Source organism: Streptomyces sudanensis (assembly GCF_023614315.1).
Taxonomy (GTDB): domain Bacteria; phylum Actinomycetota; class Actinomycetes; order Streptomycetales; family Streptomycetaceae; genus Streptomyces; species Streptomyces sudanensis.
The window spans coordinates 2216999-2241006 of sequence record NZ_CP095474.1 but is presented as its reverse complement, the minus strand read 5'-3'; the positions used below and the strand labels follow the sequence as shown (position 1 = coordinate 2241006).

At 72.8% G+C, this 24008-nt stretch carries 19 protein-coding genes and 1 pseudogene; 17 read left to right on the top strand and 3 right to left on the bottom strand.

The genetic code is table 11. The features are described 5' to 3' along the window. The first annotated feature begins 143 nt into the window (after positions 1-143). The 16 genes and pseudogenes from MW084_RS10345 to MW084_RS10270 all read left to right on the top strand — a co-directional run bounded on the left by MW084_RS10345 (position 144) and on the right by MW084_RS10270 (position 18257). Entirely contained in the window at positions 144-704 is a 561-nt protein-coding gene (locus MW084_RS10345; RefSeq protein WP_010470164.1) for a YqgE/AlgH family protein, read from the top strand. A 31-nt stretch (positions 705-735) separates the two neighbouring features. Continuing rightward, the gene (locus MW084_RS10340; protein ID WP_010470163.1) at positions 736-1023 is read left to right on the top strand and encodes a DUF3039 domain-containing protein; all 288 of its coding nucleotides are present in this window, start codon (positions 736-738) and stop codon (positions 1021-1023) included. A gap of 421 nt (positions 1024-1444) precedes the next feature. Then, positions 1445-2338, top strand: coding sequence for an FAD binding domain-containing protein (locus tag MW084_RS10335; protein ID WP_010470162.1), 894 nt, complete (start codon positions 1445-1447; stop codon positions 2336-2338). Positions 2339-4003: 1665 nt separating this feature from the next. Continuing rightward, entirely contained in the window at positions 4004-4492 is a 489-nt protein-coding gene (locus tag MW084_RS10330) for a (2Fe-2S)-binding protein (RefSeq protein WP_255116167.1), read from the top strand. Continuing rightward, a pseudogene (locus MW084_RS10325) lies at positions 4489-6796 on the top strand (xanthine dehydrogenase family protein molybdopterin-binding subunit); the annotation flags it as partial. The gene MW084_RS10330 and the pseudogene MW084_RS10325, both read left to right, overlap by 4 nt. A 134-nt stretch (positions 6797-6930) precedes the next feature. Continuing rightward, entirely contained in the window at positions 6931-7503 is a 573-nt protein-coding gene (locus tag MW084_RS10320) for a Uma2 family endonuclease (RefSeq protein ID WP_010470155.1), read from the top strand. 335 nt (positions 7504-7838) lie between these two features. Continuing rightward, positions 7839-8261 (top strand): hypothetical protein, encoded by a 423-nt coding sequence (locus tag MW084_RS10315; protein WP_010470153.1) that lies wholly within the window; start codon positions 7839-7841, stop codon positions 8259-8261. Positions 8262-8269: 8 nt separating this feature from the next. Then, positions 8270-10375, top strand: coding sequence for a DUF6571 family protein (locus MW084_RS10310; protein ID WP_010470151.1), 2106 nt, complete (start codon positions 8270-8272; stop codon positions 10373-10375). A 313-nt stretch (positions 10376-10688) separates the two neighbouring features. Continuing rightward, positions 10689-11036 (top strand): hypothetical protein, encoded by a 348-nt coding sequence (locus MW084_RS10305; protein ID WP_158684312.1) that lies wholly within the window; start codon positions 10689-10691, stop codon positions 11034-11036. 171 nt (positions 11037-11207) lie between these two features. Further along, the gene (locus MW084_RS10300) at positions 11208-11531 is read left to right on the top strand and encodes a hypothetical protein (protein WP_010470148.1); all 324 of its coding nucleotides are present in this window, start codon (positions 11208-11210) and stop codon (positions 11529-11531) included. Positions 11532-11815: 284 nt separating this feature from the next. After that, positions 11816-12445, top strand: coding sequence for a hypothetical protein (locus MW084_RS10295; RefSeq protein ID WP_158684311.1), 630 nt, complete (start codon positions 11816-11818; stop codon positions 12443-12445). A gap of 172 nt (positions 12446-12617) precedes the next feature. Then, a complete protein-coding gene (locus MW084_RS10290; protein WP_078571558.1) occupies positions 12618-12857 on the top strand; it encodes a GntR family transcriptional regulator in 240 nt (79 codons plus the stop codon). Between the two features lie 90 nt (positions 12858-12947). Further along, positions 12948-13430 carry a VOC family protein gene (locus tag MW084_RS10285; RefSeq protein ID WP_010470144.1) on the top strand — a complete coding sequence of 161 codons (483 nt, stop codon included), beginning with the start codon at positions 12948-12950 and terminating at the stop codon, positions 13428-13430. A 156-nt stretch (positions 13431-13586) separates the two neighbouring features. Then, positions 13587-15059, top strand: a complete 1473-nt coding sequence (locus tag MW084_RS10280; RefSeq protein ID WP_029553448.1) for an MFS transporter — start codon at positions 13587-13589, stop codon at positions 15057-15059. A 437-nt stretch (positions 15060-15496) separates the two neighbouring features. Continuing rightward, the gene (locus MW084_RS10275) at positions 15497-17281 is read left to right on the top strand and encodes a DEAD/DEAH box helicase (protein WP_010470142.1); all 1785 of its coding nucleotides are present in this window, start codon (positions 15497-15499) and stop codon (positions 17279-17281) included. 331 nt (positions 17282-17612) lie between these two features. Further along, positions 17613-18257, top strand: a complete 645-nt coding sequence (locus MW084_RS10270; RefSeq protein ID WP_010470141.1) for an IclR family transcriptional regulator — start codon at positions 17613-17615, stop codon at positions 18255-18257. A 395-nt stretch (positions 18258-18652) separates the two neighbouring features. On the opposite strand, the gene MW084_RS10265 is transcribed toward MW084_RS10270, so the two are convergent. From MW084_RS10265 to lanKC, 3 genes are all read right to left on the bottom strand, one after another. Next, positions 18653-19771: an LLM class flavin-dependent oxidoreductase gene (locus tag MW084_RS10265; RefSeq protein ID WP_029553447.1), complete on the bottom strand. Its 1119-nt coding sequence runs from the start codon at positions 19769-19771 to the stop codon at positions 18653-18655. Between the two features lie 99 nt (positions 19772-19870). Continuing rightward, a complete protein-coding gene (locus tag MW084_RS10260; protein WP_193789335.1) occupies positions 19871-20005 on the bottom strand; it encodes a class III lanthipeptide in 135 nt (44 codons plus the stop codon). Positions 20006-20093: 88 nt separating this feature from the next. Next, a complete protein-coding gene (lanKC, locus tag MW084_RS10255) occupies positions 20094-22697 on the bottom strand; it encodes a class III lanthionine synthetase LanKC (RefSeq protein ID WP_078571556.1) in 2604 nt (867 codons plus the stop codon). Positions 22698-23067: 370 nt separating this feature from the next. On the opposite strand from lanKC, the gene MW084_RS10250 reads away from it, so the two are divergent. Next, positions 23068-23856 (top strand): S16 family serine protease, encoded by a 789-nt coding sequence (locus tag MW084_RS10250; RefSeq protein WP_010470135.1) that lies wholly within the window; start codon positions 23068-23070, stop codon positions 23854-23856. Positions 23857-24008 lie beyond the last annotated feature (152 nt).

The window sequence follows — 24008 nt, the reverse complement described above, 5'->3', positions numbered from 1 at the left end:
GGAGGTGTCGCGCCCGGTCACGGCCTGTTTCCGGCCGGGCGTGCGCCGCCGCGTGCGGCGGACGGGCCGCCGTGCCGCGGGAAGGCGGCCGGATCGCTCCCCGCCGCCCCCCGCGCGGGCCGGGTATGCGGGACCATGTGTGCATGACGGAGGTGTCCTCGCTCGCGGGCCGGCTGCTCGTCGCCACCCCCGCGCTGGCCGACCCGAACTTCGACCGGGCGGTGGTGCTGCTGCTCGACCACGACGACGAGGGCTCCCTCGGCGTGGTCCTCAACCGGCCCACCCCCGTCGGCGTGGGCGACGTCCTGGAGCCCTGGGCGCCCCTCGCGGGCGAGCCCGGCGTGGTCTTCCAGGGCGGGCCCGTGTCGCTCGACGCGGCGCTCGGCGTCGCGGTGATCCCCGGCGACGAGGGGCCCCTCGGCTGGCGCCGGGTGCACGGCGCGATCGGCCTCGTGGACCTGGAGGCCCCGCCGGAGCTGCTCGGCCCCGCCCTCGGCAGCCTGCGGATCTTCGCCGGGTACGCGGGCTGGGGGCCCGGCCAGCTGGAGGAGGAACTGGGCGGCGGCGCCTGGTTCGTCGTCGAGTCCGAACCGGGCGACGTGTCGTCCCCGGACCCCGAGAACCTGTGGCGGGCCGTGCTGAGGCGGCAGCGCAGCGAACTCGCCATGATCGCGACGTACCCGGACGACCCGAGCCTGAACTGAAGCCGCGCCCGGATGAGTACCCTTGGCGGTTATGAGCACTCTCGAGCCCGAGCGCGGGGCAGGTACGGGCACCCTCGTGGAGCCGACGCCGCAGGTGTCGCACGGCGACGGCGACCACGAGCGCTACGCCCACTACGTCCAGAAGGACAAGATCATGGCGAGTGCCCTCGACGGCACTCCCGTGGTCGCCCTGTGCGGCAAGGTCTGGGTCCCCGGCCGCGACCCCAAGAAGTACCCGGTCTGCCCGATGTGCAAGGAGATCTACGACTCCATGGGCGCGGGCGGCGACAAGGACAAGGGCGGCAAGGACAAGAAGTAGGCCTCCGGGCCGCCGTCCTTCCGCGGGAGGCCCCCGGGCGGCCGCCGGGCGCCGCGGGTCCGCCGCGCGGACCGCACACGGGCCCCCGGGCGCGCCGGGGNNCCNCGCNGTGCCCGGCGGCGCCGTGCCGACCGCCGCGTCCGCGGACCGGCGTTCNNGNCGCCCCCGGCCGGCCGGGGGCGCCCCGAACGTGTGACTCCGCCGCGCCGGGTGCCCCGCCGCGTCCCGGCACCCCTCCGGTGGCGGGGCTCCGCGAAGCGGGCCGTCCGCCCGGCTCCGGGGACGCGGACGGCCCCGCCCTCGCGGGCCCTCGCGCCGCCCGTCCCCGAAGATGTGCCAGAGTTTCCACGTCCGGGCCGCGAGCGCGTACGGTACGGCAACACGGCCGGGACGGCCGGGACAGCGGGAAGGGGCAGCTGGGTTGACCACGCACGCACCGAGGGCGGCGCGCTCCGTCGTGCTGCCGGCCTCGCTCGACGAGGCCGTGGCGGCGCTCGCCGCCATGCCCGCCGCCGTGCCCGTCGCCGGCGGCACGGACCTGATGGCCGCGGTCAACAAGGGCCGGCTGCGCCCCGCCGGCCTGGTCGGCCTCGGCCGCATCAACGAACTGCGCGGGTGGCAGTACCAGGACGGCCACGCCCTCCTCGGCGCCGGCCTCACCCACGCCCGCATGGGGCGCCCCGACTTCGCCGCCCTCATCCCCGCCCTGGCCGCTGCGGCCCGCGCCGCGGGACCGCCGCAGATCCGCAACGCGGGCACCCTCGGCGGCAACGTCGTCACCGCCGCGCCGACCGGCGACTCGCTGCCCGTCCTGGCCGCCCTGGAGGCCGACCTCGTCGTCGCCGGCCCGTCCGGCGGCCGGGAGGTCCCCGTCTCGCACCTGCTCGCCGGCCGCGCGATGCTCGAACCGGGCGAGCTGGTCGCCTTCGTCCGGGTGCCGCTGCTGCACGCCCCGCAGGTGTTCCTCAAGGCCACCGGGCGGACCGGCCCGGGCCGCGCCCTCGCCTCCGTCGCCGTCGTCCTGGACCCGGCGCGGCGGGCGGTGCGCTGCGCGGTCGGGGCGATCGCGCCGATGCCGCTGCGCCCGCTGGAGGCCGAGCAGTGGATCGCCTCGCTCGTCGACTGGGACGGCGAGCGGGGGCTGGCGCCGGAGGCCCTCGCGGCGTTCGGCGAGTACGTCGCGGCGGCCTGCGTCCCGGACCAGCCGCCGGCCGCCGAGGGCGAGGCACCGCCCCCGCTGCCGCCCGCCGTACTGCAACTGCGCCGCACGGTGTCCGTGCTGGCCCGACGAGCACTGGGGAGGGCGCTGTCGTGACCGCCGACGAGACCGGCAACGAGGAGCGGGCGCGGGACGGGGGAGGCTGGCAGCCGACGCCGCAGGGGGAGTACGACGGCGACGCCACGGCGTTCGTCCACCTCCCGCCCGACATCGCCCTGGACGGCGCCCCGCTGGAGGCGCCCGGCCACGGCTACGTACCGCCGCACATCGCCGACCCGCACGCCACCGCCCACTGGAACTTCGCGTCCGCCCCGGACACCGAGCACCCTCCCGCCCCCGGGCCCGCCGACCTGACGGGCCACTGGACGATCCCGGTCGCCCAGGGGGACCTGCCCGAGGAGTCGGGCGAGTACCGCATGGGCACCGGGCGGTTCGGCACCGCGCCGGAGTACACCCCGGCGTACGGCGAGCCGGAGCAGGGGTACCGGCCGCCGCAGGGCTACGAGTCGGAGTACGGCACGCCCGCGCACGGCACGCCCGTCCACGGCACGCCTGCGCATGGCACGCCTGCGCACGGCACGCCCGTCCACGGGCCGGAGCACGCCCCGGAGGCGGCTCCGTCCGGGCGGGCGCCGGCTCCCGGCCCCGTCCATCCGTACGCGTACGAGTACGGGACGGCCGCGCCGGCTCCCGCCGACGCCCCGGCCGCCGAGGGAGGGGCGCCCGCACCGGGCCCCCTGTGGACGGCCGGCGGCGCCCCCGCGACGCTGCCGGGCGGCGCCCCGGCCCCCTGGGCGGTCGCCCCGCAGCCGCAGGCCGAGCCGCGGTTCCAGGCCGAGCCGCAGCCGCAGGTCGCCCCGCAGTCGCAGCCCGCGCCGGCGGTCTCCCACGAGCCCTCCGCCGTGTCCGACGAGCAGGCCGGCGGCCCCGCCGGGGCGGATCCGGCCGAGGCCGACGGAGGCCACGGAGCCGACGGCGGCCCCATGACCGGCGACCCGGCGGCCGGCGCGGACGGCGGCGCCCCCGCCCCCGGACCGTNNNCCNCCNCACANNNNCNCNCNACTTGCGTGGTTATGCGACAGGGTCGTCGTTGTCCAAGACCCCCGGACCGTCCTCCGCCCCCGGGCCGTCCCCCGCGTCCGGCACGGCCGCCGCATCCGGCATGGTTCCCGGACCGGACTCCGCCGCCGGCGCGGTCGCCGAACCGGCTCCGGCCGGGAACGCCGACGGCACCCCGGCCGCCGGGTCCGTGGAGGCGCCCGCTGTCGCCGGCCCCGCGGCGTACGGCCGGGCCGCACCCGGCGAGCCGGCATCCGACCCGGCGCCGGCGCCCGAGACCTCCGACCGGGCGGAGCCGGTGCACGCTCAGGCGGAGCCGGTGCACGACCGGGCGGCCCCCGACCGCGCCGCGCCCGGCGGGCAGGTGGCCGGCCGGGCGGGACACGACGAACCGGCCCCGGGCCACGTCGTGCCCGAGGACCGGCCCGCCCCGGGCGACGCGGCTCCCGGTGATGCCGCCCCCGACGAGACGGCCTCCGGTGATGCCGCCCCCGACGAGACGACCTCCGGTGATGCCGCCCCCGGCGAGACGACCCCCGGTGATGCCGCCCCCGGCNAAGGGACAGCGGCGAGGCGNNCNCCGCCCCGCCCGCCCCCGGCGAGGCGGCGAGCGAGGAGCACCCGCACGTCTCGTACGTCCTGCGGGTCAACGGCGCCGACCGCCCCGTCACCGGCGCGTGGATCGGCGAGTCCCTGCTGTACGTGCTGCGCGAGCGCCTCGGCCTGGCCGGCGCGAAGGACGGCTGCTCGCAGGGCGAGTGCGGGGCGTGCAACGTCCAGGTCGACGGCCGCCTCGTCGCCTCCTGCCTGGTCCCCGCCGCGACCGCCGAGGGGAGCGAGGTCCGCACCGTCGAGGGCCTGGCCGTCGACGGCGAGCCCTCCGACGTGCAGCGCGCCCTCACCCGCTGCGGCGCCGTCCAGTGCGGCTTCTGCATCCCCGGCATGGCGATGACCGTGCACGACCTGCTGGAGGGCAACCACGCGCCCAGCGACGTGGAGGCCCGCCAGGCGCTGTCCGGCAACCTGTGCCGCTGCACCGGCTACCAGGGCGCCCTCAGGGCCGTACGGGAGGTCGTCGCGGAACGCGCCGCCGGAAGGCCGGGAGCGGCCGGCGACCCGGCCGACCAGCGCGGCCCCGAGGTCCGCATCCCGCACCAGGTCCCCCATCCGCACGACGGAGGCACGGCGTGAGCAACGACGCGGCCACCGCCATCCCGGCGGTCGAGGTCCCCCGGCAGGAACAGGAGCAGGAGCCGCCCGTCCGCGGGCTCGGCGCGTCGCTGCCGTCGGCCGACGCCCCCGCCAAGGCGGCGGGCACCTTCCCGTACGCCGCCGACCTGTGGGCCGAGGGCCTCCTGTGGGCGGCGATCCTCCGCTCCCCGCACCCGCACGCGCGCATCCGGTCCGTCGACACCTCCGCCGCGGCGGCGATGCCCGGCGTGCGGGCCGTGGTGACCCACGCGGACGTACCGGGCGACGCGGCGTACGGCAGGACGATCGCCGACCGCCCCGTCTTCGCCGCCGACGTGGTCCGCCACCACGGCGAGGCCATCGCGGCCGTGGCCGCGGACCACCCGGACACGGCCCGGCTGGCGGCGGCGGCGATCATCGTCGACTACGAGGTGCTGGAACCGGTCACCGACCCGGAGCAGGCGTTCTCCGCCCCGCCGCTGCACCCGGACGGCAACCTGATCCGCCACATCCCCCTGCGCTTCGGAGACCCGGACGTCACCGGCGAGGTGATCGTCGAGGGCCTGTACCGCATCGGCCGCCAGGACCCGGCGCCCATCGGCGCGGAGGCCGGTCTCGCGGTGCCGCGCCCGGACGGCGGCGTCGAGATCTACACGGCGTCCACCGACCCCCACACCGACCGCGACCTGGCCGCCGCGTGCTTCGGCCTGCCGCCGGAGCGGGTGAGGATCGTCGTGACGGGCGTGCCCGGCGCGATGGGCGACCGGGAGGACCCCGGTTTCCAGATCCCGCTCGGCCTGCTGGCCCTGCGGACGGGCGCGCCGGTGAAGCTCGCCGCGACCCGCGAGGAGTCGTTCCTCGGGCACGCCCACCGCCACCCGACGCTCCTGCGCTACCGCCACCACGCGGACGCCGAGGGCCGCCTGGTGAAGGTGGAGGCGCAGATCCTCCTCGACGGCGGGGCGTACGCCGACGCCTCCTCGGACTCCCTGGCCGCGGCCGTCTCCTTCGCCTGCGGCCCGTACGTCGTCCCGCACGCCTTCGTCGAGGGCTGGGTCGTCCGTACGAACAACCCGCCCGCCGGGCACGTCCGCGGCGAGGGCGCGATGCAGGTGTGCGCGGCGTACGAGGGCCAGATGGACAAGCTGGCGGCGAGACTGGGCCTGGACCCGGCCGAGCTGCGCATGCGCAACGTCCTGGCGACCGGCGACCTGCTGCCGACGGGCCAGACGGTGACGTGCCCGGCACCGGTCGCCGAACTCCTGGCGGCGGTACGGGAGCACCCGCTGCCACCGCTCCCGGCGGACGCCCCGGAGGACGACTGGCTGCTGCCGGGCGGGCCGGAGGGCGCGGGCGAGCCGAGCGCGGTCCGGCGGGGCGTCGGCTACGCGCTGGGCATGGTGCACATGCTGGGCGCCGAGGGCACGGACGAGGTGTCGACGGCGACGGTGAAGGTGCAGGACGGCGTGGCGACGGTGCTGTGCGCCGCCGTGGAGACCGGCCAGGGCTTCACGACGCTGGCCCGCCAGATCGTCCAGGAGGTCCTGGGCGTGGAGGACGTGCGGGTGGCGCCGGTGGACACGGACCAGCCGCCGGCGGGCCCGGCGGCGCACGGCCGCCACACGTGGGTGTCGGGCGGCGCGGTGGAGCGCGCGGCGAAGATGGTCCGCACGCAGCTCCTCCAGCCGCTGGCGCACAAGTTCGGCATGTCGACGGAGCTGCTCCAGATCGCCGACGGCCGGATCACCTCGTACGACGGGGTCCTGTCCACCACGGTCGCCGAGACGCTGGAGGGCAAGGAGCTGTGGGCGACGGCCCAGTGCCGCCCCCACCCGACGGAGCCGCTGGACGAGGCCGGGCAGGGCGACGCGTTCGTGGGCCTGGCGTTCTGCGCGATCCGCGCGGTGGTGGACGTGGACGTGGAGCTGGGCTCCGTACGGGTCGTCGAGCTGGCCGTCGCGCAGGACGTGGGCCGCGTCCTGAACCCGGCGCAGCTCGCCACCCGCATCGAGGCCGGCGTCACCCAGGGCCTGGGCGCGGCCCTCACCGAGAACCTCCGCACCCCGCGCGGCCTGGTCCGCCACCCGGACCTGACGGGCTACACCCTGCCGACGGCGCTGGACGCCCCGGACATCCGCATCGTCAAACTGGTCGAGGAGCGGGACGTGGTCGCCCCGTTCGGCGCGAAGGCGGCGAGCGCGGTCCCGGTGGTCACCTCCCCGGCCGCCATCGCCTCGGCCGTCCGCGCCGCCACCGGCCGCCCCGTCAACCGCCTCCCCATCCGCCCCCAGTCCGCGGTGGTCCNCCCCTCGTGAGCGACCGCGCCGCCCCCGCCCGGCGCCCACGGGCCCGAGGGGGCGGCGCCGCGCGAGCCGGTACTCCCCTGACGGCGAGGCCCCGGCCGGTCGGGCCGGCCGGTGCGTCTCCTGGAGGACGCCATGACCGCCACCCTTCCCGACTGGCTCCACCCGCCGCGTGACAGCGGGTGGGAGGCCGACGACCTCGACCACATCCCGAACCTCCCCCGCCGCACGGAACTGATCGACGGAGCGCTGGTCCTCGCGCTGTGTCCCCAGCGCTCCTGGCACGACCGGGTCGTGCGCCGCCTCACTGCGGTCCTCGAACAGCAGGCGCCCCCCGGCCGTACCGTCGAGGCCCGGATGACCGTGCGGCTGAGCACGAAGAGCCGCCTTGAGCCGGACGTGGTCGCCGCCGACGTCGCGTACGACCCCGACCGCACCCGTTTCCTGCCCCATGAGGGGGACCTGGTCGTCGAGGTCGTCTCCGAGGAGTCCCGGGAACGCGACCGGGAGACCAAGCCCTTCACGTACGCCCGCGCCGGTATCCGGCACTTCTGGCGGATCGAGGAGGAGCACGGCCTCCCCGTCGTCCACTCCTACGAGCTGGACGACACCACGCGGGCGTACGTCGCCACCGGCATCCACCGCGAACGGGTCAAGGCACCGGTGCCCTTCGACCTGGACGTCGACCTGACCCGGCTGGTCCGCTGAACGACGCCGCCCACGTGCGGCGACGCCGCCGAAGGCCCCGGGCGCCCGCGACACGGAGCCGACCGGGGAGCGGGACGCGGCTGGTTCCTTCGCCGCGAGGGCGGCGGTTGCCCGGTCCCGCCGGGGGCCGTACGACCCTTCGGGAGGGCGTCGCCGTGCCCTCCTCGGACCTGCCCCGCGTCGCGAGACCGCCCCGGGGCGCGTACGGATCCGGTCGGTGCCCGCGTGGTTCCGGCCATCGGCGCCGCGGCACCGCGCCGGGAGTCGCAGATCCCGGCGGGCGGCGGCTCCGGGACCCCCTAGGGTTGGAATCCGCGACCGACCAAGGGGGGACGATGTCGTTCGAGGAAGAGTGGAACGACCTCAAGCAGGCGGCACTCGAACGCCGAACCGCCATGCGGCTCAACCAGCTCGCGCCCGCAGGCGGAGGCGGCGGCGCACCGGACCTGAAGTCCGCTCCGGCGAAGAAGCGGAAGTTCGCCGAGACGATCGAGAAGGACCTGGTGAAGCCCACGCGTGAGGCGGGCGACACGGTGGACGCGACCATGACCGCCGCCGCTCGTGCCTTCGAGGGTTGGGACACGGCCGCCGGCCTGAAGAAGTCCCATGAGAAGTGGGAGGACCAGGTCACCCGCCTCGTGGGGCGGCTCTCCACCAACGCGACGCAGTTGCGGGGTGCGGCCAAGGACCTGCTCAACACCGACCTCGACGTGGGCCAGGGGCTGCAGACGCCGAAGTCGAAGCTCACCGGCCTGTAAGGGGAGACGTGCCGACCTATCAGCAGATCCTGGAGACGGACCTGTCCGTCCTCACCAGCGCGGCGGACAGCTGGAAGCGGACCGCCACCGACCTGAAGAAGCTGGCGGACTCCTACGAACAAGGCGTCAAGAGCCTGTCGGTGGGTGGTGACTGGCGTGGGCAGAGCGCCGACGCGTCCCTCCAGCCGCTCGGAGTGACCCGGCAGGAGTACGCGGCGGCGTACCGGGAAGCCCGCGCGATGGAGTCGGTCCTACGCGACGCCCACAGCACGCTCGTACGGCTGAAGGCCCAGGTCAAATCGGCCGTCGCCGACGCCGTCGACGCGGGCATGAAAGTCTCCGAGGGAGGCGTCGCGAGCTTCGACTACAGCAAGGTCGATGCCGCAACGGCGAACAGTGTCCGACACCAGCCCGACCTCCGCGAGGTCGAGCAGTCGTACACGAGGAACATCACCAGTGCCGTGAAGGCGGTCAACGACTACGACGAGGACGTGAAGAGGGCCCTGCTCAGCGCCTCCGGTGCGGACGGCACCGCGCCCTCCGGGTTCAACCTGCGCCCCGTCGGTGACGTGGAGGCCGTCGAGGCCCTCCTCCTGACCCAGAAGGTGCGCTCCGGAAAGGCGTCGTCGGAGGAGTTGGAGCAGTATCGGAACCTCCTCCGTGCGAACGCCCATGACAAGCGTTTCAGCGAGGCGTTCCTGTACGGGCTGGGCGGGAAGGACACTCTGCAACTGGCCGACCAGATGATGCTGGCGGCGCGGGAATCCGGCGTCTCGGCGGGGGACAAGAAGCTCTACGAGTCGATCAGCGCAAGTCTCGCTTCGACGCTCGGCACGGGGACCAAGGACCCGAGTTCCGACATGTACAAGGCCTTCCTCGTCGAGTTGCGGAATGCCGGCGACAAGCCGATGGACAAGGATGGAAGCGCCCGCGGCTACCAGACCCTCGTGACTCTGATGTCCGAAGGCGGAGGCTATGGAAAGCAGTTCCTCAACGACGTGGGTGAGGGAATTCTCGACGCCGAGGGCAACGGGCTCGAACTGTGGCACGACGCGGACGGCGCCGGGCGCGCGGACTTCGCGGCCGACCCGCTCGCCGGCCTTCTCACCGTCATGAGCAAGAACCCGGAAGCGGCCGAGTACTTCCTCGACCCGAAGGCTCCGGGAAACGAGAACGACCACCTCAAGCACCTCCTCACCGAGCGCGACTGGGGCGGGTCGTCGTCGGCCGGTCTCGGTGCGGCGCTTCAGGCCGCGGCGACCGGGCACCCGCCCGGCCATGACGCAGGCCCGCCGGGAACGCACACGGAGGGGCAGGCCCGGGTGATGCACCACGCCGTCAAGATGCTCGACGCGGATATGAAGGGCCATGAACTTCCGGAGGAGCTGAACGACCTTCGGACCCCCATGGCCAGGGCCCTCGCGGACTACGTGGCCGACACCCATGTGATCTTCGAGGGGCAGAACCTCGGCGGTGTCAGGGGCGAGGAATCGGTCGTTCGCTCCGACCAGGGCGGCTACCAGATCGCCGTCGGCCAGGCCAGCCTGGTCCGCGTGACGCGTGGCCTCGCGGACGATCCGTACGCTTTCTCGCTGCTCCACACCGCCGAACGCGTCTACTCGGCTTCCCTGCTCGATCAGCTCCCCAGTTTCGCCGGAAATGTGCCCGGCGAGAGCGCTGCCTGGAACGCGGAGACCAAGGACATCGGCCATGCCCTCGGCGTGCTCAGCGGCATCGGTGAGGACGTCATCGCCGACCGACACGATGAAAAGGACGACTGGGCGGAGAAGACCACGACGTACACCGTCAACGGTGTGAACGCGTTCGTCGGAGAGATCCCGATCGTGGGTTCCGCAGCCAGCTCGCTGGTCGACACCATCGGCTTTGACTGGCAGAAGAAGCAAGAGGAGGACAACGAGGAAGACGCCACGGACGACCGTAGTGAGAATTACGGAGCGGAAAAGGACGGTCTCAACAAGATGCTGCACAACTGGGGTAATCGTGAGTCCATCAAGGATTCGGATGCCTACAAGACGGCACAGGACGGAGCCAACGTCGCCTTCGATCAAGGGCTCAACAATGCCGCACAACACCTTCGTCCGCCGAGGGGCTGATCAGCGTATGCGTCGTATCCGTCTCGCCGGGCTTCTGGTGCTTGCCGTACTGGTGACGTCGTGTGATGCCGAGCCCGCGCCCGCGCCGACCGCTGCCTCAAAGCGTCTCTGTGACATCGCTGAGGGGACGGCCGAGGCGAGGTTGTTGCAGACCGTGCTGCGGTCGGAACGGTTCGATCGGGCATATTCGACGTCGGGGAGGCGCCTTCAGCAACGACTCGAACAGGAGCTCCGGCAGATGAAGCCGGGGTCCTCCGTAAGCGGGAACGAGTTGTGTCATTACGTTCCCGAGCCCCCGCAAGAGTCTAGGCGTTTGACCATCGACCTCGCCTGGACATCGCCTGGCCTAGCGGATCGGAGTGGCGTCCCACCGGAGGACTACACGCACTACACGGTCAACGGTGTCCACGCCGAGACGACGGACATCATCGCCAAGTTCCGTGTGGTTTGCAGACTGCCCGGTGACTTGGCGGAACCGTCCCGGCGGGCCCAACTACGGTTCACGCTGGGGAACACTGTGAACATGGGGAGTGAGGACCCCGAAACGCAGAAGCGGCATGTGGCCTTCCTCTACCTCATGGCCCAGCGAGCCACTGAAGCCCTCGGGTGCGAGAACAAGCCCCTCCAGGGAACTCCCGTGGTGAAGCCCGGCAAGGGGTGAGCGGGCGACGATGGGTACGGCTTGGGGCGTGTCGCTTTCCGTGGAGTGAGATGCGGCGGGACGAATGACGTCGAGGCATCAGGCGTGTGCGGGGACGGGGCCTTCCTCTGCGGTACGTATCTGAGGAGGTCCCGTTTGCGCTGGTTACACGGCAGGTGCAGATGCAGGCGTGTGGAGGAGGAGAGCGGCGGCTCGTACGGAGCCGAGGGCATCGGGTTCGCGCACTTCCACGAAGAGTGCGAAGGAGCGGTCGCCTGGCTTTCACTCCCATGTTCCGCCGGATTTCCGCCCGTTCGCCACGTCCTGACCGGCTGGGACACGGCCGTCGGCCTGCAGAAGTCCCACGAGAAGTGGGAGGACCGGGTCAAACGCCTCACCGGACGCCTGACGGCGCACAAGGAGCAGTTACACAGCACCGCCACGATCCTGGGGAGCACCGACGTCGGCATCCACCACACCATCCAGCGACCGCAGTCGAAGCTTTCGGGGCTGTAGGGGGAGACGTGCCCACATACCAAGAGATCCTGGAGACGGACTTCTCCGTCCTCACCAGGGCCGCCGGTGCACGGAAGAGCGCCGCGGCGAAGTTCAGAACGCTTGAGGACATCTTCGCCTGCGAGGTGCAGACCGTTTCCACCAGTGGCGACTGGAGGTGGGGAGGGCGCCAACGCCTCCATCCGGCCGTTCGCCGTGACGCGGCAGGAGTACGACGCGGCGCAGAGGGAGACTTGATGCGCAGGCGCACCTGCAGCCGCCGGGGTAAGCGAAATGTGTGTGCGGTGACGCTTTCGCTGCTGTCACTCCTTGTGGCGTCCTGTGCGTCCGACGTATCACCTGCTCCGGCCCGTCACATCTGTGAGGTGAAGGACTCCTCGCAGGAAGGCGAGGTGCTGCAGCGGATGATTGGCGCGGACGGCTTTGACAGCCAGTGGTTCAAGACGACGACGGATTTTTCGGAGCGGCTCAGGAAGGACCTGCAACAAAAGGGCTCCAAGAGGTCGACCCTTCCTGTGGATGTCTGCTTCTTCTCTTCTCGGTCGGGAACTGATGTCAAGAGTGTGCACGTCAGCTTCTTCTGGTCGGCATCCGGCGGACCGGCCAAAGGTCGTCCTCATACTGACGAGTGGACCGAATACCGGGTGGGTGGTGTCCTGGCCGAGTCCACAGGGATCATCGCCGAACTCGCCACGGAGTGCCGGATTTCCGGAAGCTTGGCAGCTGACTCCCGGCAGGTGCTGCTGCGGGGGCGGTTGGCCAGTCCGGTGAGCGATGGGAAGCGTCCGGAAGCCGGGACGAAGGAGCGGCAGGTTGCGTTCCTCTATGCCATGGCCCAGCGGGCCACCGAAGCCCTCGGGTGCGAGAACAAGCCCCTCCAGGGAGCTCCCGTGGTGAAGCCCGGCAAGGGGTGAGTGGGCGACGATGGGTACGGCTTGGGGCGTGTCGCTTTCCGTGGAGTGAGATGCGGCGGGACGAATGACGTCGAGGCATCAGGCGTGTGCGGGGACGGGGCCTTCCTCTGCGGTACGTATCTGAGGAGGCCCCGTCCGCGTCAGGTTTTACGGCAAATGCAGCTGCAGGTGGGTGATAGGGAGGAATAGTGGATCGTACAGGGCCGAGGGCATCGGGTTCGCGCTCGGCTCCCGGCTCCCGGCTCCCGGCTCCCGGCTCCCGGGGGAGATTCTCCTCTCCCAGGAATACGGTGTGGGTTCCAACACCGTGCGCCGGGCCCTGGGCATCCTGCGCGAGCGGAAGCTGGTCGTGACCGTCCGGGCGAGGGGGTCGTTCGTGGTCGAGGAGCTGCCGGACGCCTCCGACGGCTGACGGGCGTGTGCATCCGGCGTACGGCGGGATGAGTTTCGGGACTCCGGTCGGTCTACTCGTGTGAGGGCACACGGACGGAAGGAGCCCGTCATGCAGCAGAAGATCACGCCGTACCTCTGGTTCGACAGCGAGGCGGAGGAGGCGGCCAACCACTACACCTCGATCTTCGAGGATTCGCGGATCGTGAAGGTCGCCCGCTACCCCGAGGGGACCCCGATGCCGGCGGGCAGCGTGATGACCGTCGAGTTCGAGCTCGCGGGGCAGCGCTACATCGCGATGAACGGCGGGCCCGAGTTCACGTTCAACGAGGCCGTCTCCCTCTCCGTGGCGTGCGAGGACCAGGAGGAGGTCGACTACTTCTGGTCCCGGCTCGGCGAGGGCGGCCAGGAGGGACCCTGCGGGTGGCTCAAGGACAGGTACGGCCTGTCGTGGCAGATCACCCCGCGCGTCCTGGAGGAGATGATGACCGATCCCGACCGGGAGAAGGCCAGGCGTGCCGCCGAGGCCATGATGAGCATGAAGAAGCTCGACATCGGGGCGCTCCAGCGGGCGTTCGAGGGCGCGGGCGCCTGAGCGTGCCCGTACCGCATCGCCCCGCCACGGCCCGGCCCGGTGTGTCGGCCGTGGCGGGGCGGGGGGCGTCCCCCCGGGGGCGTACGGCCAAAGGCTGAGGCCGGCCCCGTCGATTTACAGGAGTCAACCCGGTCCATGCCTCTTACCCTGGAGGTCATGAGCGCCCTGGACCCGCCCGACACCGCCCGCACCGCCGCCACCGCCGACTCGTCCGCCGCCCCGGAGAAGGGCGGCGGCGGTGTGATGGGCCGGGAGCACCGGGCGCTGAGCATCGGCATCGTGTCCGTCGTGCTGCTGATCGCGTTCGAGGCGACCGCCGTCGGGACGGCGATGCCCGTCGCGGCGCGGGAGCTGGACGGCGTGCCGCTGTACGCGTTCGCGTTCTCCGCGTACTTCACGACCAGTCTCTTCGGCATGGTGCTGGCCGGGCAGTGGGCCGATCGGCGGGGGCCGCTGGGTCCGCTCGCAACCGGGATCGGCGCCTTCGGGGCGGGCCTGGTGGTGTCCGGTACGGCCGCAGCGATGTGGCCGTTCGTCCTCGGACGGGCCGTGCAGGGCCTCGGCGGCGGACTGGTGATCGTCGCGCTGTACGTGGTGGTGAGCCGGGCGTACGAGGAGAGGCTGCGGCCGGCGATCATGGCGGCGTTCTCCGCGAGCTGGATCATCCCGTCCGTCGTGGGGCCGCTCGCCGCCGGGACGGTGACCGAGCGGCTGGGCTGGCGGTGGGTGTTCCTCGGCATACCGGTGCTCGTCGTGCCGCCGCTCGTCCTCGCCCTGCCGGCGATCCGCCGCATGGCCTCCGGACCCGCCGATCCGGAGGCGGAGGCCCCGGCTCCGGGAGTGCGGCGGCTGCGGCTGGCGCTCGGGATCTCGGTGGGCGCCGGACTCCTCCAGTACGCGGGGCAGGACCTGCGCTGGTTGTCGGTGCTGCCCGCCGCGGCGGGCGTGGCGCTGCTGGTGCCGGCGGTGCGCGGACTGATGCCGCGCGGCACCTACCGGGCGGCGCGCGGGCTGCCGTCGGTGGTGCTGCTGCGCGGGGTCGCGGCGGGCGCGTTCATCTCCGCGGAGTCGTTCGTGCCGCTGATGCTGGTCACCCAGCGGGGGCTGAGCCCGACGCTCGCCGGACTGTCGCTGGCCGTGGGCGGGGCGGCGTGGGCGCTGGGGTCGTTCCTCCAGTCGCGGCCGCGGGCGGAGCCGTACCAGGAGCGGCTGATGGTGCTGGGGATGCTGCTGGTCGCGGCGGCGATCGCGGCCGTGCCGTCCGTGCTGGTCCCGGTGGTGCCGGTGTGGATCGTGGGGGTGGCCTGGGGCTTCGGCTGCTTCGGCATGGGCATGGTGATCTCCGCGACGAGCGTGCTGCTGCTGAAGCTGTCCGCGCCGGGGGAGGCCGGTACGAACTCGGCGGCGCTCCAGATCTCCGACGGCCTGGCGAACGTCATGCTCCTCGCGGCGGGCGGCGCGGCCTTCACCGCGCTGGGCGGCGGCGCGGTGGGCGGCCACGCCCTGCCCGGCGCGGAGCCGGCCGCCTCGCACCCGGCGGCCTTCGCGGCGGTGTTCCTCCCGATGGCGGTGGTGGCGCTGGTGGGGGCGTGGGTGGCGTCCCGGGTGCGGCCCGCGCGGACCGGCTGACCCCGAGGTCTGCCACCGGAACGACGCCGGGGTCCGGTACCGGAGCGGCCCCGAGGTCCGGTACCGGAGCGACCTCACGGGGCGGCACCCTCGCGGTACGGCCGTGAACCGGTGTCTTCGCGACGGTCCCTTCCTCGCCGTCGACGGAGTGGACTTCCGGCCCGACGCCGACGCCGACGTCGACGCGGCCGAACGGCCGGTCGCCGATGTCGCCACGGGCCGGGAGGACGAGGTGAAGAGCATCGCCGGGCGGCTCCGCGAACCGGCCGTGCGACGCCCGCCGGGCGGCTCCGCCGACCCGCCGTGTGACGCCGCTCGCACTCCGCGGGGCCCGGCGCCGTCCCGGGCGGGGGCGGGNGGGGCACCGGTAGGGTGGCCCGGTTGTCGTACGTCGGCCGTGCGCACCCCATGCGTCCGAGAGCACCGAATCGGAGACCGTGACTACTACCGCCTCCCATCACCTCTCTCCCGCCTTCCCCGGCCGCGCCCCCTGGGGCACGGCCGGCAAGCTGCGCGCCTGGCAGCAGGCCGCGATGGACAGGTACGTCCAGGAGCAGCCCCGGGACTTCCTCGCCGTCGCCACCCCCGGCGCCGGAAAGACGACCTTCGCGCTGACCCTCGCGTCCTGGCTGCTGCACCACCACGTCGTGCAGCAGGTGACGGTGGTCGCCCCGACCGAGCACCTGAAGAAGCAGTGGGCGGCCGCCGCCGCGCGCATAGGCATCAGGCTGGACCCCGAGTACAGCGCGGGCCCGCTCAGCAAGGAGTACCACGGCGTCGCCGTCACCTACGCCGGTGTCGGCGTGCGCCCGATGCTGCACCGCAACCGCGTCGAGCAGCGCAAGACCCTCGTCATCCTGGACGAGATCCACCACGCCGGCGACTCCAAGTCCTGGGGCGAGGCGTGCCTGGAGGCGTTCGAGCCGGCGACGCGGCGCCTCGCGCTGACCGGTACGCCGTTCCGTTCCGACACCAACCCGATCCCCTTCGTCACCTACGAGGAGGGGAACGACGGCATCAGGCGGTCGGCGGCCGACTACACGTACGGCTACGGCAACGCCCTCGCCGACGGCGTCGTCCGCCCCGTCATCTTCCTCAGCTACAGCGGCAACATGCGCTGGCGCACCAAGGCGGGCGACGAGGTGGCCGCCCGGCTCGGCGAGCCGATGACCAGGGACGCCGTCTCGCAGGCGTGGCGCACCGCCCTCGACCCGAGGGGGGAGTGGATGCCGAACGTGCTGCGCGCCGCCGACCGGCGGCTCACCGAGGTCCGCAAGGCCGTTCCCGACGCCGGCGCCCTCGTCATCGCCTCCGACCAGGAGTCCGCACGCGCGTACGCCAAGCTCATCCGGGAGATCACCGGGCAGGGGGCGACGCTGGTCCTCTCCGACGACGCGGGCGCCTCCAAGCGGATCGACGAGTTCAGCGAGAGCGACGACCGGTGGATGGTCGCCGTCCGCATGGTGTCCGAGGGCGTCGACGTGCCGCGGCTCGCGGTCGGCGTGTACGCCACGACGATCTCCACACCGCTGTTCTTCGCCCAGGCCGTGGGGCGTTTCGTCCGGTCCCGGCGGCGCGGTGAGACCGCCTCCGTGTTCCTCCCCACGATCCCGATGCTCCTGGGCTTCGCCAACGAGATGGAGGTCGAACGCGACCACGTCCTCGACCGGCCGAAGAAGCAGGGCGAGGAGGACCCGTACGCCGAGTCCGAGAAGGAGCTCGACGAGGCGAACAAGCAGCAGGACGAGGACACCGGCGAGCAGGACATGCTGCCCTTCGAGGCGCTGGAGTCCGACGCCGTCTTCGACCGGGTGATGTACAACGGCGCCGAGTTCGGCATGCAGGCCCACCCGGGCAGCCAGGAGGAGCAGGACTACCTCGGCATCCCCGGCCTGCTGGAGCCCGACCAGGTGCGGCTCCTCCTGCAGAAGCGGCAGGCCCGGCAGATCGCCCACAGCAGGCAGAAGCCCGCGGAGGAGGCCGACCTCCTCGAACTGCCCGCCGAGCGGCGGCCGGTGGTCTCCCACAAGGAGCTGATGGAGCTGCGCAAGCAGCTCAACACGATGGTCGGCGCGTACGTCCACCAGAGCGGCAAGCCGCACGGCGTCATCCACACCGAGCTGCGCCGGGTGTGCGGCGGCCCGCCGAGCGCCGAGGCGACGGCCGGGCAGATCCGGGAGCGGATCAAGAAGGTCCAGGAGTGGGCGACGCGGATGCGCTGAGCCCCGCCCGCGGCGCGCGTCCCGGGCGGCCCCGTCCCGGGGACCCGTCCGGGGCCCGTCCCGCGGGCGGCGGGGGGACGCCGCCGCGGGGCGGAGCGCATTCCGGGATCAAGTCCCCATCCGTGCCCGGATCCTGAACGAGGTCTTCCGCTGAGCGGATCGGGTCGTTACTGTCCGGGCACATGCAAACGCGCCGTGGCAGCGCCGCCGCGGAGCGCCGTCGGTGTGCCATGGCCTGCCGGCGGCGGCCCTCTCGGTGCGACGCCCACGGGACGGGCGTCACCTCCGTGTCGGGAGTGCCCGCCGCCGCTCACTTCGAAGGAGGGGCGTCGTGACCGCGGAGACCTCCCAGACGCTCGACCGGGGACTGCGCGTCCTCAAGCTGCTCGCCGACACCGACCACGGGCTGACCGTCACCGAGCTGTCCCACCGGCTCGGCGTCAACCGCACCGTGGTCTACCGGTTGCTCGCCACGCTGGAGCAGCACACGCTCGTGCGCCGCGACCTCGGCGGCCGGGCCCGGGTCGGGCTCGGCGTGCTGCGGCTGGGCCGCCAGGTCCATCCGCTCGTGCGCGAGGCGGCGCTGCCCGCGCTGCGCTCGCTCGCCGAGGATATCGGGGCGACCGCGCACCTCACCCTCGTCGACGGCGCCGAGGCGCTGGCCGTCGCCGTCGTCGAGCCGACCTGGACGGACTACCACGTGGCGTACCGGACGGGGTTCCGCCACCCGCTCGACCGGGGCGCCGCCGGGCGCGCGATCCTCCAGGCCCGGCAGGCCGACGGCCCCGCGGAGCCCGGTTACGTCCTCACACACGGCGAGTTGCAGACGGGTGCGAGCGGCGCGGCGGCCCCGCTGCTGGAGGTGACGGGCATCGAGGGCAGCGTCGGGGTCGTGATGCTGACGGACGCCGTGCCGGAACGGGTCGGCCCCCGCGTGGTCGAGGCGGCCCGCGAGGTGGCGGACGCCCTGCGCTGACCCGCGCGAACCCCGGTCCCGCCTCCTGCCCGCGCGGTACCGGCCCCGCCTCCTGCCCGCGCGGTATCGGCCCCGCCTCCTGCCGTGTATGTGGCACCGGGCCCGCCGGTCCTGCGCCCGCGCGGCATTGGCCCCCGTTGTCCTGCCGGGGGCGTCGAACGGCTTCCCGGCCGCGTCCGCCCCGCCCGGCCCTCGCGGGACCGCCCGCGTCGTCCCGGCCCGCCGGGCCCGCTCCGCCCGGTGCGGGCGGTGCGGGCNNGGCCGAGGGGCGGGAAGCCCCGGCGGGGACGGCCGCGGCCGGCCGGCGTACCGCGCCCGGTGGGCGCGCCGGGGCCCGGCGGGAGATCACCGGCGGGCGCCGGGCGCCCCGGTGCGCGTCCCCGGGCCGGCCGCGGTCACCGTCCGGAGCGGAAGTGCGGAATGACCTTCTCCCCCCACTGCCGGATGGTCTCCATGCACACGTGGTGCGGCACGGTCCCCATCTGCACCAGGCAGATCACCTCGTCCGCCCCCGCGTCGGCCAGTTCCTCGACGCGCTTCACCGCCGCGTCGGCGGTGCCGTAGGGGTGGTCGGTGTTGTAGGCCGCCACGTACTCGGACCTGAACGGGACCCCGTGGGCGTGCAGTTCGTCGAGGACCTCCTGCCTGGTCCTTTCGAGGGCGGCCCGCCCGTCCGCCGCCGGGTCCTGCTCGGGCGGCCGGCCCCCTCCGTACCAGTGGCGCGACGACTCCACGAAGAACTGCTGCCCGCGCAGGCCGATGGTGCGCGCCTGTTCGGCGTCGTCGAGCACGATGGTGGGGCAGACGACCGCGAAGTGGTCGTTGACGGTGGAGGACAGGAGGTCCTCGGGGGTGCGCGCGGCGCACGCGGCGTCGTACGCGGCACGTCTGAGGCGGGTCATCTCGGGGCCGCCGAAACCGAGGACGAGCGCCCCGATCCCCAGTTTCGCCGCCGTCCGCATGGCCTCCTCCCTGCTGCACGCCAGGAAGAGGGGCGGGTGCGGCCGCTGGACGGGCCTCGGCAGTACGGCACCGGGTCCGATGTCGAGGGATCCGTGCCATTCGAACCGGTGGTCGCTCCGCCAGATCCCGGTGAGGATGTCGAGGGCCTCGCGCACCTGGGCGCGCGCGTTCTCGCGGTCGACTCCGTACAGGGACATCTCCTGGTCGCTGGCGCCGTTCCCGGCACCCACGTCCAGGCGCCCGCCGGACAGGACGTCGAGCATGGCGGTGCGCTCGGCGACGCGGACCGGGTGCTGGTAGGCGAACGGCATGGTGACGACGCCGTGCCCGATGCGGATGCGCTCGGTACGGGCGGCCACCCAGGTCAGGAAGATCTCGGAGGCGCTCATGTGCGAGTACCCCTCCAGCCCGTGGTGCTCCACGGCCCAGATGCGGTCGAACCCCATCCGCTCGGCGAACACGGCCTGCTCGACGGAGTCCTTCAGCATCTGCTGCTCTCGTTCCGGTGTGGGGTCGGAGAGTTGGCCCACGAAGAAAAGGGAAAAGAGCAATTCGTCCTCCTGGCTCGCGTTTTCGTCGAACGGCATCGCTGCTCGGGGGCCCGGACGGTCGGTCCGGGCCCCCGAGGGTCACTCAGTGGTCTGCGCCGGTCAGAAGCCGGTGCAGCCGGTGCTGGCGCTGGTGCTGGTGCACAGGCCGGAAGCGGCGAGGCGGTCGTGCGTCGGCGTCTCGCTCTCCAGGAGCTGCAGGGCCAGAACCTCTTCCATCATTTCGTTGGCAGCCATTTTCGCCGTCCTTTCATCGGTTGGAATCTCCTTTCCCGGACGGGAAAGGAAGCGTGGTGAGGCAGCGGGCCCTCGGGCTCGCGGCTGCCTATTTCGTCAGGCCGTCCAGGGTGAAGAAGGCGTCCTGCGTGTCGTCCAGCAGCCGGGTCAGCGCGAGGAGGACGCCGGCGGAGCCGCTCCACAGCTCCGTGCTGAAGCGCATGAGGTACTCGCCGTGGAAGTGGGCGCCGGTGCCACCGGAGACGGCGTGGCAGAAGAGGGCCTGCGCGGTCTTCAGCGCGGCCGCGCGGCTCGTCGCCGAGCCGGTGAGGGAGGCGTGTTCGCACAGCGCGAAGACCAGCCCCGACTGGCCCTCGTAGAGGCCCGCGTAGTAGGTGCTCGCGATGGTCGTGGCGCGCATCGCCTCGTCGACCGACCTCGCCAGGTCCTCGTCGGCGACCGGGAGGTAGCGCGCGGCCACGGAGGCGAACCCCGCGGACCCCCGGTAGAGGTAGGGGTAGAGCCGCTGGTCCTCCGCGGAGACGCGGAAGCCGATGCCGCCGCCCGGGTAGGGGTCGGCCTGGGCCGCCTCCTCGCGCAGCAGCGCGAGCCCGTTCCGCTTCGCCTCCTCGTCGCCCAGGAGCGTGTACAGGTAGTGGTCGAGCAGCGCTATGCCCACCCGCCCGTGCAGGAGGCCGGTCGCGCCCTCGGTCTCCAGCGAGCCGCTGATGTCCGGGCCGGACGGGATCGACGCGCGGATCCGCCGGGCCGCGTCGAGGTGCGCCTCGTCCCTGTCGTGCCCGTACAGGGCCAGGTGCGTCAGGGCGACTCCCGCCGCTCCCTCGCCCAGGGTGGCCACGCGGGTGAGGATGGGGTGCCGTTCCGCCTCCGCGAGCAGCGCGTTGGCCTCCTCGACCATTCCGTGGTCGGCGAGCACCCAGGCGATGCCCGCACTGCCGGAGTGCAGGCCCGGGGCCGCGGTCGCGCCCCCTTCGAGGCCCTCCCGCCGGAACCGCGACAGCACCTCGTCCGGGACGTCGCGGCCGGCCAGCCGCAGGGCGTGCAGGACGCCCGCGGTCCCGTAGACGACCGCGTGCGGGTGGGCGTAGTACGCGCGCGGCACGGTGGGGAACACGACGCGGCCCTCCGGGGTCGCCGCGGCGAGGATCGCGTCGGCGGTCGCGTCCCTGAGCCGTCCCAGGCTGTCCAGGGGGTCGCTTCGCACCTCGTCGGGCGACGGCAGCTTCGTCGGGGCCCCGACGGGGATGAACTCGGTGGCCTTCCGCCGGAGCACGTCCGGGACGGGCATCCCCGAGTCGCGGTGCATGAGGTCGCCCAGGTGGTCGAGCGCCGCGGGCTCCCGCTGGATGACGTGGGTCTTCATGCCGAAGGTCAGCAGCCGGGCCAGGGCCGCGAGCCCGTACCTGTCGCAGTACGTGGGATCCTTCCGCATCACTTCGTCGAGTTCCCCGGCCGGCAGGGTGGGGAAATACCCCGGGGTGCCGAACAGGCTGAGCGGGTTGCCGATTTCCTCCGCGGTCTCGAAATCGATGAGGCGCGCGGTGTCGTCGTCGTCCACGAGCACGTTGCGGGGACTGACGTCGAGGAACACGAAACCGGCTTCGTGCAGCCGCTCCAGGGATTCCGAGACCTGCTCGACGATGCGAGCGCAGCGGTCCCAGTACGCCTGGTAGTACTCGCGGTCCGGGGAGACCGTGAACATCGGATGGTAATTCGTGACCCATTCGAGCAGGGAGACGCCGCGAACCAGTTCGGTGACCAGGTACGTGTGCTCCCAGCGCCGGAAGAACTTCACCGGCCTGGGCGCCACTCCCGGGACGCGGGTGTCCAGGGCCCGCAGGATCCTGTTCTCGTGCGCCAGGTGGTCCGGCGACGACGTTCCGTCGGGATAGAGGCCGGAATGCGCCCTGGCCTCCTTCACGAAGACCTTCTCGCCCGTCTCCTGGACAGTCGCGAGGTAGGCGCCGCCCCCGTTCGAGTGCCTGAGCAGCCTGTCGAACACGATGCCCTCGAAGGACACGCTCCGGGGCTTGGGCGCGGAGGTGGCCGTGTGGTGCCTGAGCGGCCTGGTCTGCGCGGCGAACGGGTCCTCGATGCCTTCGGGCAGGGTGAACGACAGGCCGCGCACGTCGGGGACGAGCTTGCCGGAACCGTCCGGGACCATGAGCTGCTCGGAACCGTCGGGCTGGATCACCGGGATCGTCTCGAACGCCCCGTACCGGTAGGAGACCACCCGCGAGTCCCGCCAGCGCCGGTCACCCAGGATGTAGGGCCCGGTTTCGCCGGGGAGGGCGGCGTGGAGTTCTTCCATGAGCCTTCTGGAAGCCTCCTCGTCCGGAGGATAGGCGGCTATGAACTTCCCGTTCTGCGACCTCGGGGCGTGCTTGTGGTGCAGCATGAGGAAATAGGCGCGCGTACCGAGGTGCTTGAAGGCGATGTTCTGCCGCACGCAGACGGCCGCCGCTATGTCCAGGACTTCCTGCGCCCGCGACAGGTCGGCGGACACGTGCACTTTCCATCCGTGGGTCGCGATGGTGGTCTTCGGCGGCTTGTAGACGGACCAGAAGAACATCTGCTTGCGATCCCAGGAAAGCGGGACGCACCGAGCCTCGTACGACTGACCCAGGTCTTTCGCCTCATAGAGGGGGCGATAGAAGTCCGGGTCTGCCTGCACATAAGAGATGTGGTCCATCCATCACCTTCAGGTGAATTACGGGATTGGGTGATCTTGCTTTCCTGATCATCATGGCGAGTTCCCGCGCATTCAAAACAGGTGAAGAATCCGACTGGCCAATTTTTGGCCGGTTCCCGGTCCACATTCATCGCATACCCGGAGAAAAGGGAGCGGTGGGCGCTCGGGGGTGGCCGCTTCGGAGCGGCGGGAGCGCGGGGATGGCCGCTTCTGGAGCGGAATCCGCGTCGGGAGCGCTCCCACCCGGATTGCCCGTACTCGGCCGCTCACACCTGCCCGCCCGCTTTTCCGCGCCGCCCCGCCCTCCGCGGGCCCGCCGCACGACGGAGCGGGCCCGCCCCGGTGTGCGGCGGGCCGATAGATTGGGTCCGTGCTCTCCCGTCTCTCGCGGCCCCGTGCCCTGCTCCTGTGCGCCCTGCCCGTGCTCGCGCTGCTCGCGGCGGCCGCGTTCGCGCCGCTGCCGTTCACGATCGCGCTGCCCGGATCGACGGCGGACGTGCTCGGGGCGCACAAGGGACGGCCCGTGATCACCATCTCCGGGGCTCCCGTGCGGAAGACCAGCGGGCAGCTGCGGATGACCACGATCCTGGCCACCGCGCCGCGCGCCGACATCGGCCTCGGGGAGGTCGTACGCGCCTGGTTCCGCAGCGACCGGGCCGTACTGCCGCGCGACTCCGTCTACCCGTCGGGCAAGTCGGACCGGGAGATCGAGAAGCACAACCTCGGCCAGATGCGGAAGTCCCAGAACAGCGCCGTCACCGCCGCGCTCGGGCACCTCGGCCGGAGCGGTGAGGACGTCGAGGTGGAGCTGCACCTCGCCGATGTCGGCGGCCCCAGCGCCGGGCTGCTGTTCTCCCTCGGCATCGTCGACAAGCTGGCCGGCGACGGCGAGGGCGGCGACCTCACCGGCGGCGAGGTCGTCGCCGGCACGGGGACGATCGACCCCGACGGGAGGGTCGGCGCGGTCGGCGGCGTGTCGCTCAAGACGCAGGCCGCCGCACGGGACGGGGCGACGGTGTTCCTCGTGCCGAAGGCCGAGTGCGACGACGCCCTGGCGACCCGGCCGGACGGGATGCGGCTGATCCCGGTGACGACGCTGAAGGACGCCGTCACGTCCCTGAAGGCCCTCGACGACGGCGCCCGCGTCCCCTCCTGCTGACCCGGCCCGCGTCTGCCTTCCCTCTTGCCGGCCCGGCCCGCGTCCGCGTCCCTTTCTGCCGGCCCGGTCCGCGCCACTTCCGGACCGCAACCCCTGCCGCCGACCCGACCCCGCCGACCNCACCCANCNCTCACNNNTCGANNTCCCCTTAA

Coding starts and splice junctions, on each gene's coding strand:
- MW084_RS10345 (WP_010470164.1), top strand. CDS start 144: ATGACGGAGGTGTCCTCGCTCGCGGGCCGGCTGCTCGTCGCCACCCCC.
- MW084_RS10340 (WP_010470163.1), top strand. CDS start 736: ATGAGCACTCTCGAGCCCGAGCGCGGGGCAGGTACGGGCACCCTCGTG.
- MW084_RS10320 (WP_010470155.1), top strand. CDS start 6,931: ATGACCGCCACCCTTCCCGACTGGCTCCACCCGCCGCGTGACAGCGGG.
- MW084_RS10315 (WP_010470153.1), top strand. CDS start 7,839: ATGTCGTTCGAGGAAGAGTGGAACGACCTCAAGCAGGCGGCACTCGAA.
- MW084_RS10285 (WP_010470144.1), top strand. CDS start 12,948: ATGCAGCAGAAGATCACGCCGTACCTCTGGTTCGACAGCGAGGCGGAG.
- MW084_RS10280 (WP_029553448.1), top strand. CDS start 13,587: ATGAGCGCCCTGGACCCGCCCGACACCGCCCGCACCGCCGCCACCGCC.
- MW084_RS10260 (WP_193789335.1), bottom strand. CDS start 20,005: ATGGCTGCCAACGAAATGATGGAAGAGGTTCTGGCCCTGCAGCTCCTG.
- lanKC (WP_078571556.1), bottom strand. CDS start 22,697: ATGGACCACATCTCTTATGTGCAGGCAGACCCGGACTTCTATCGCCCC.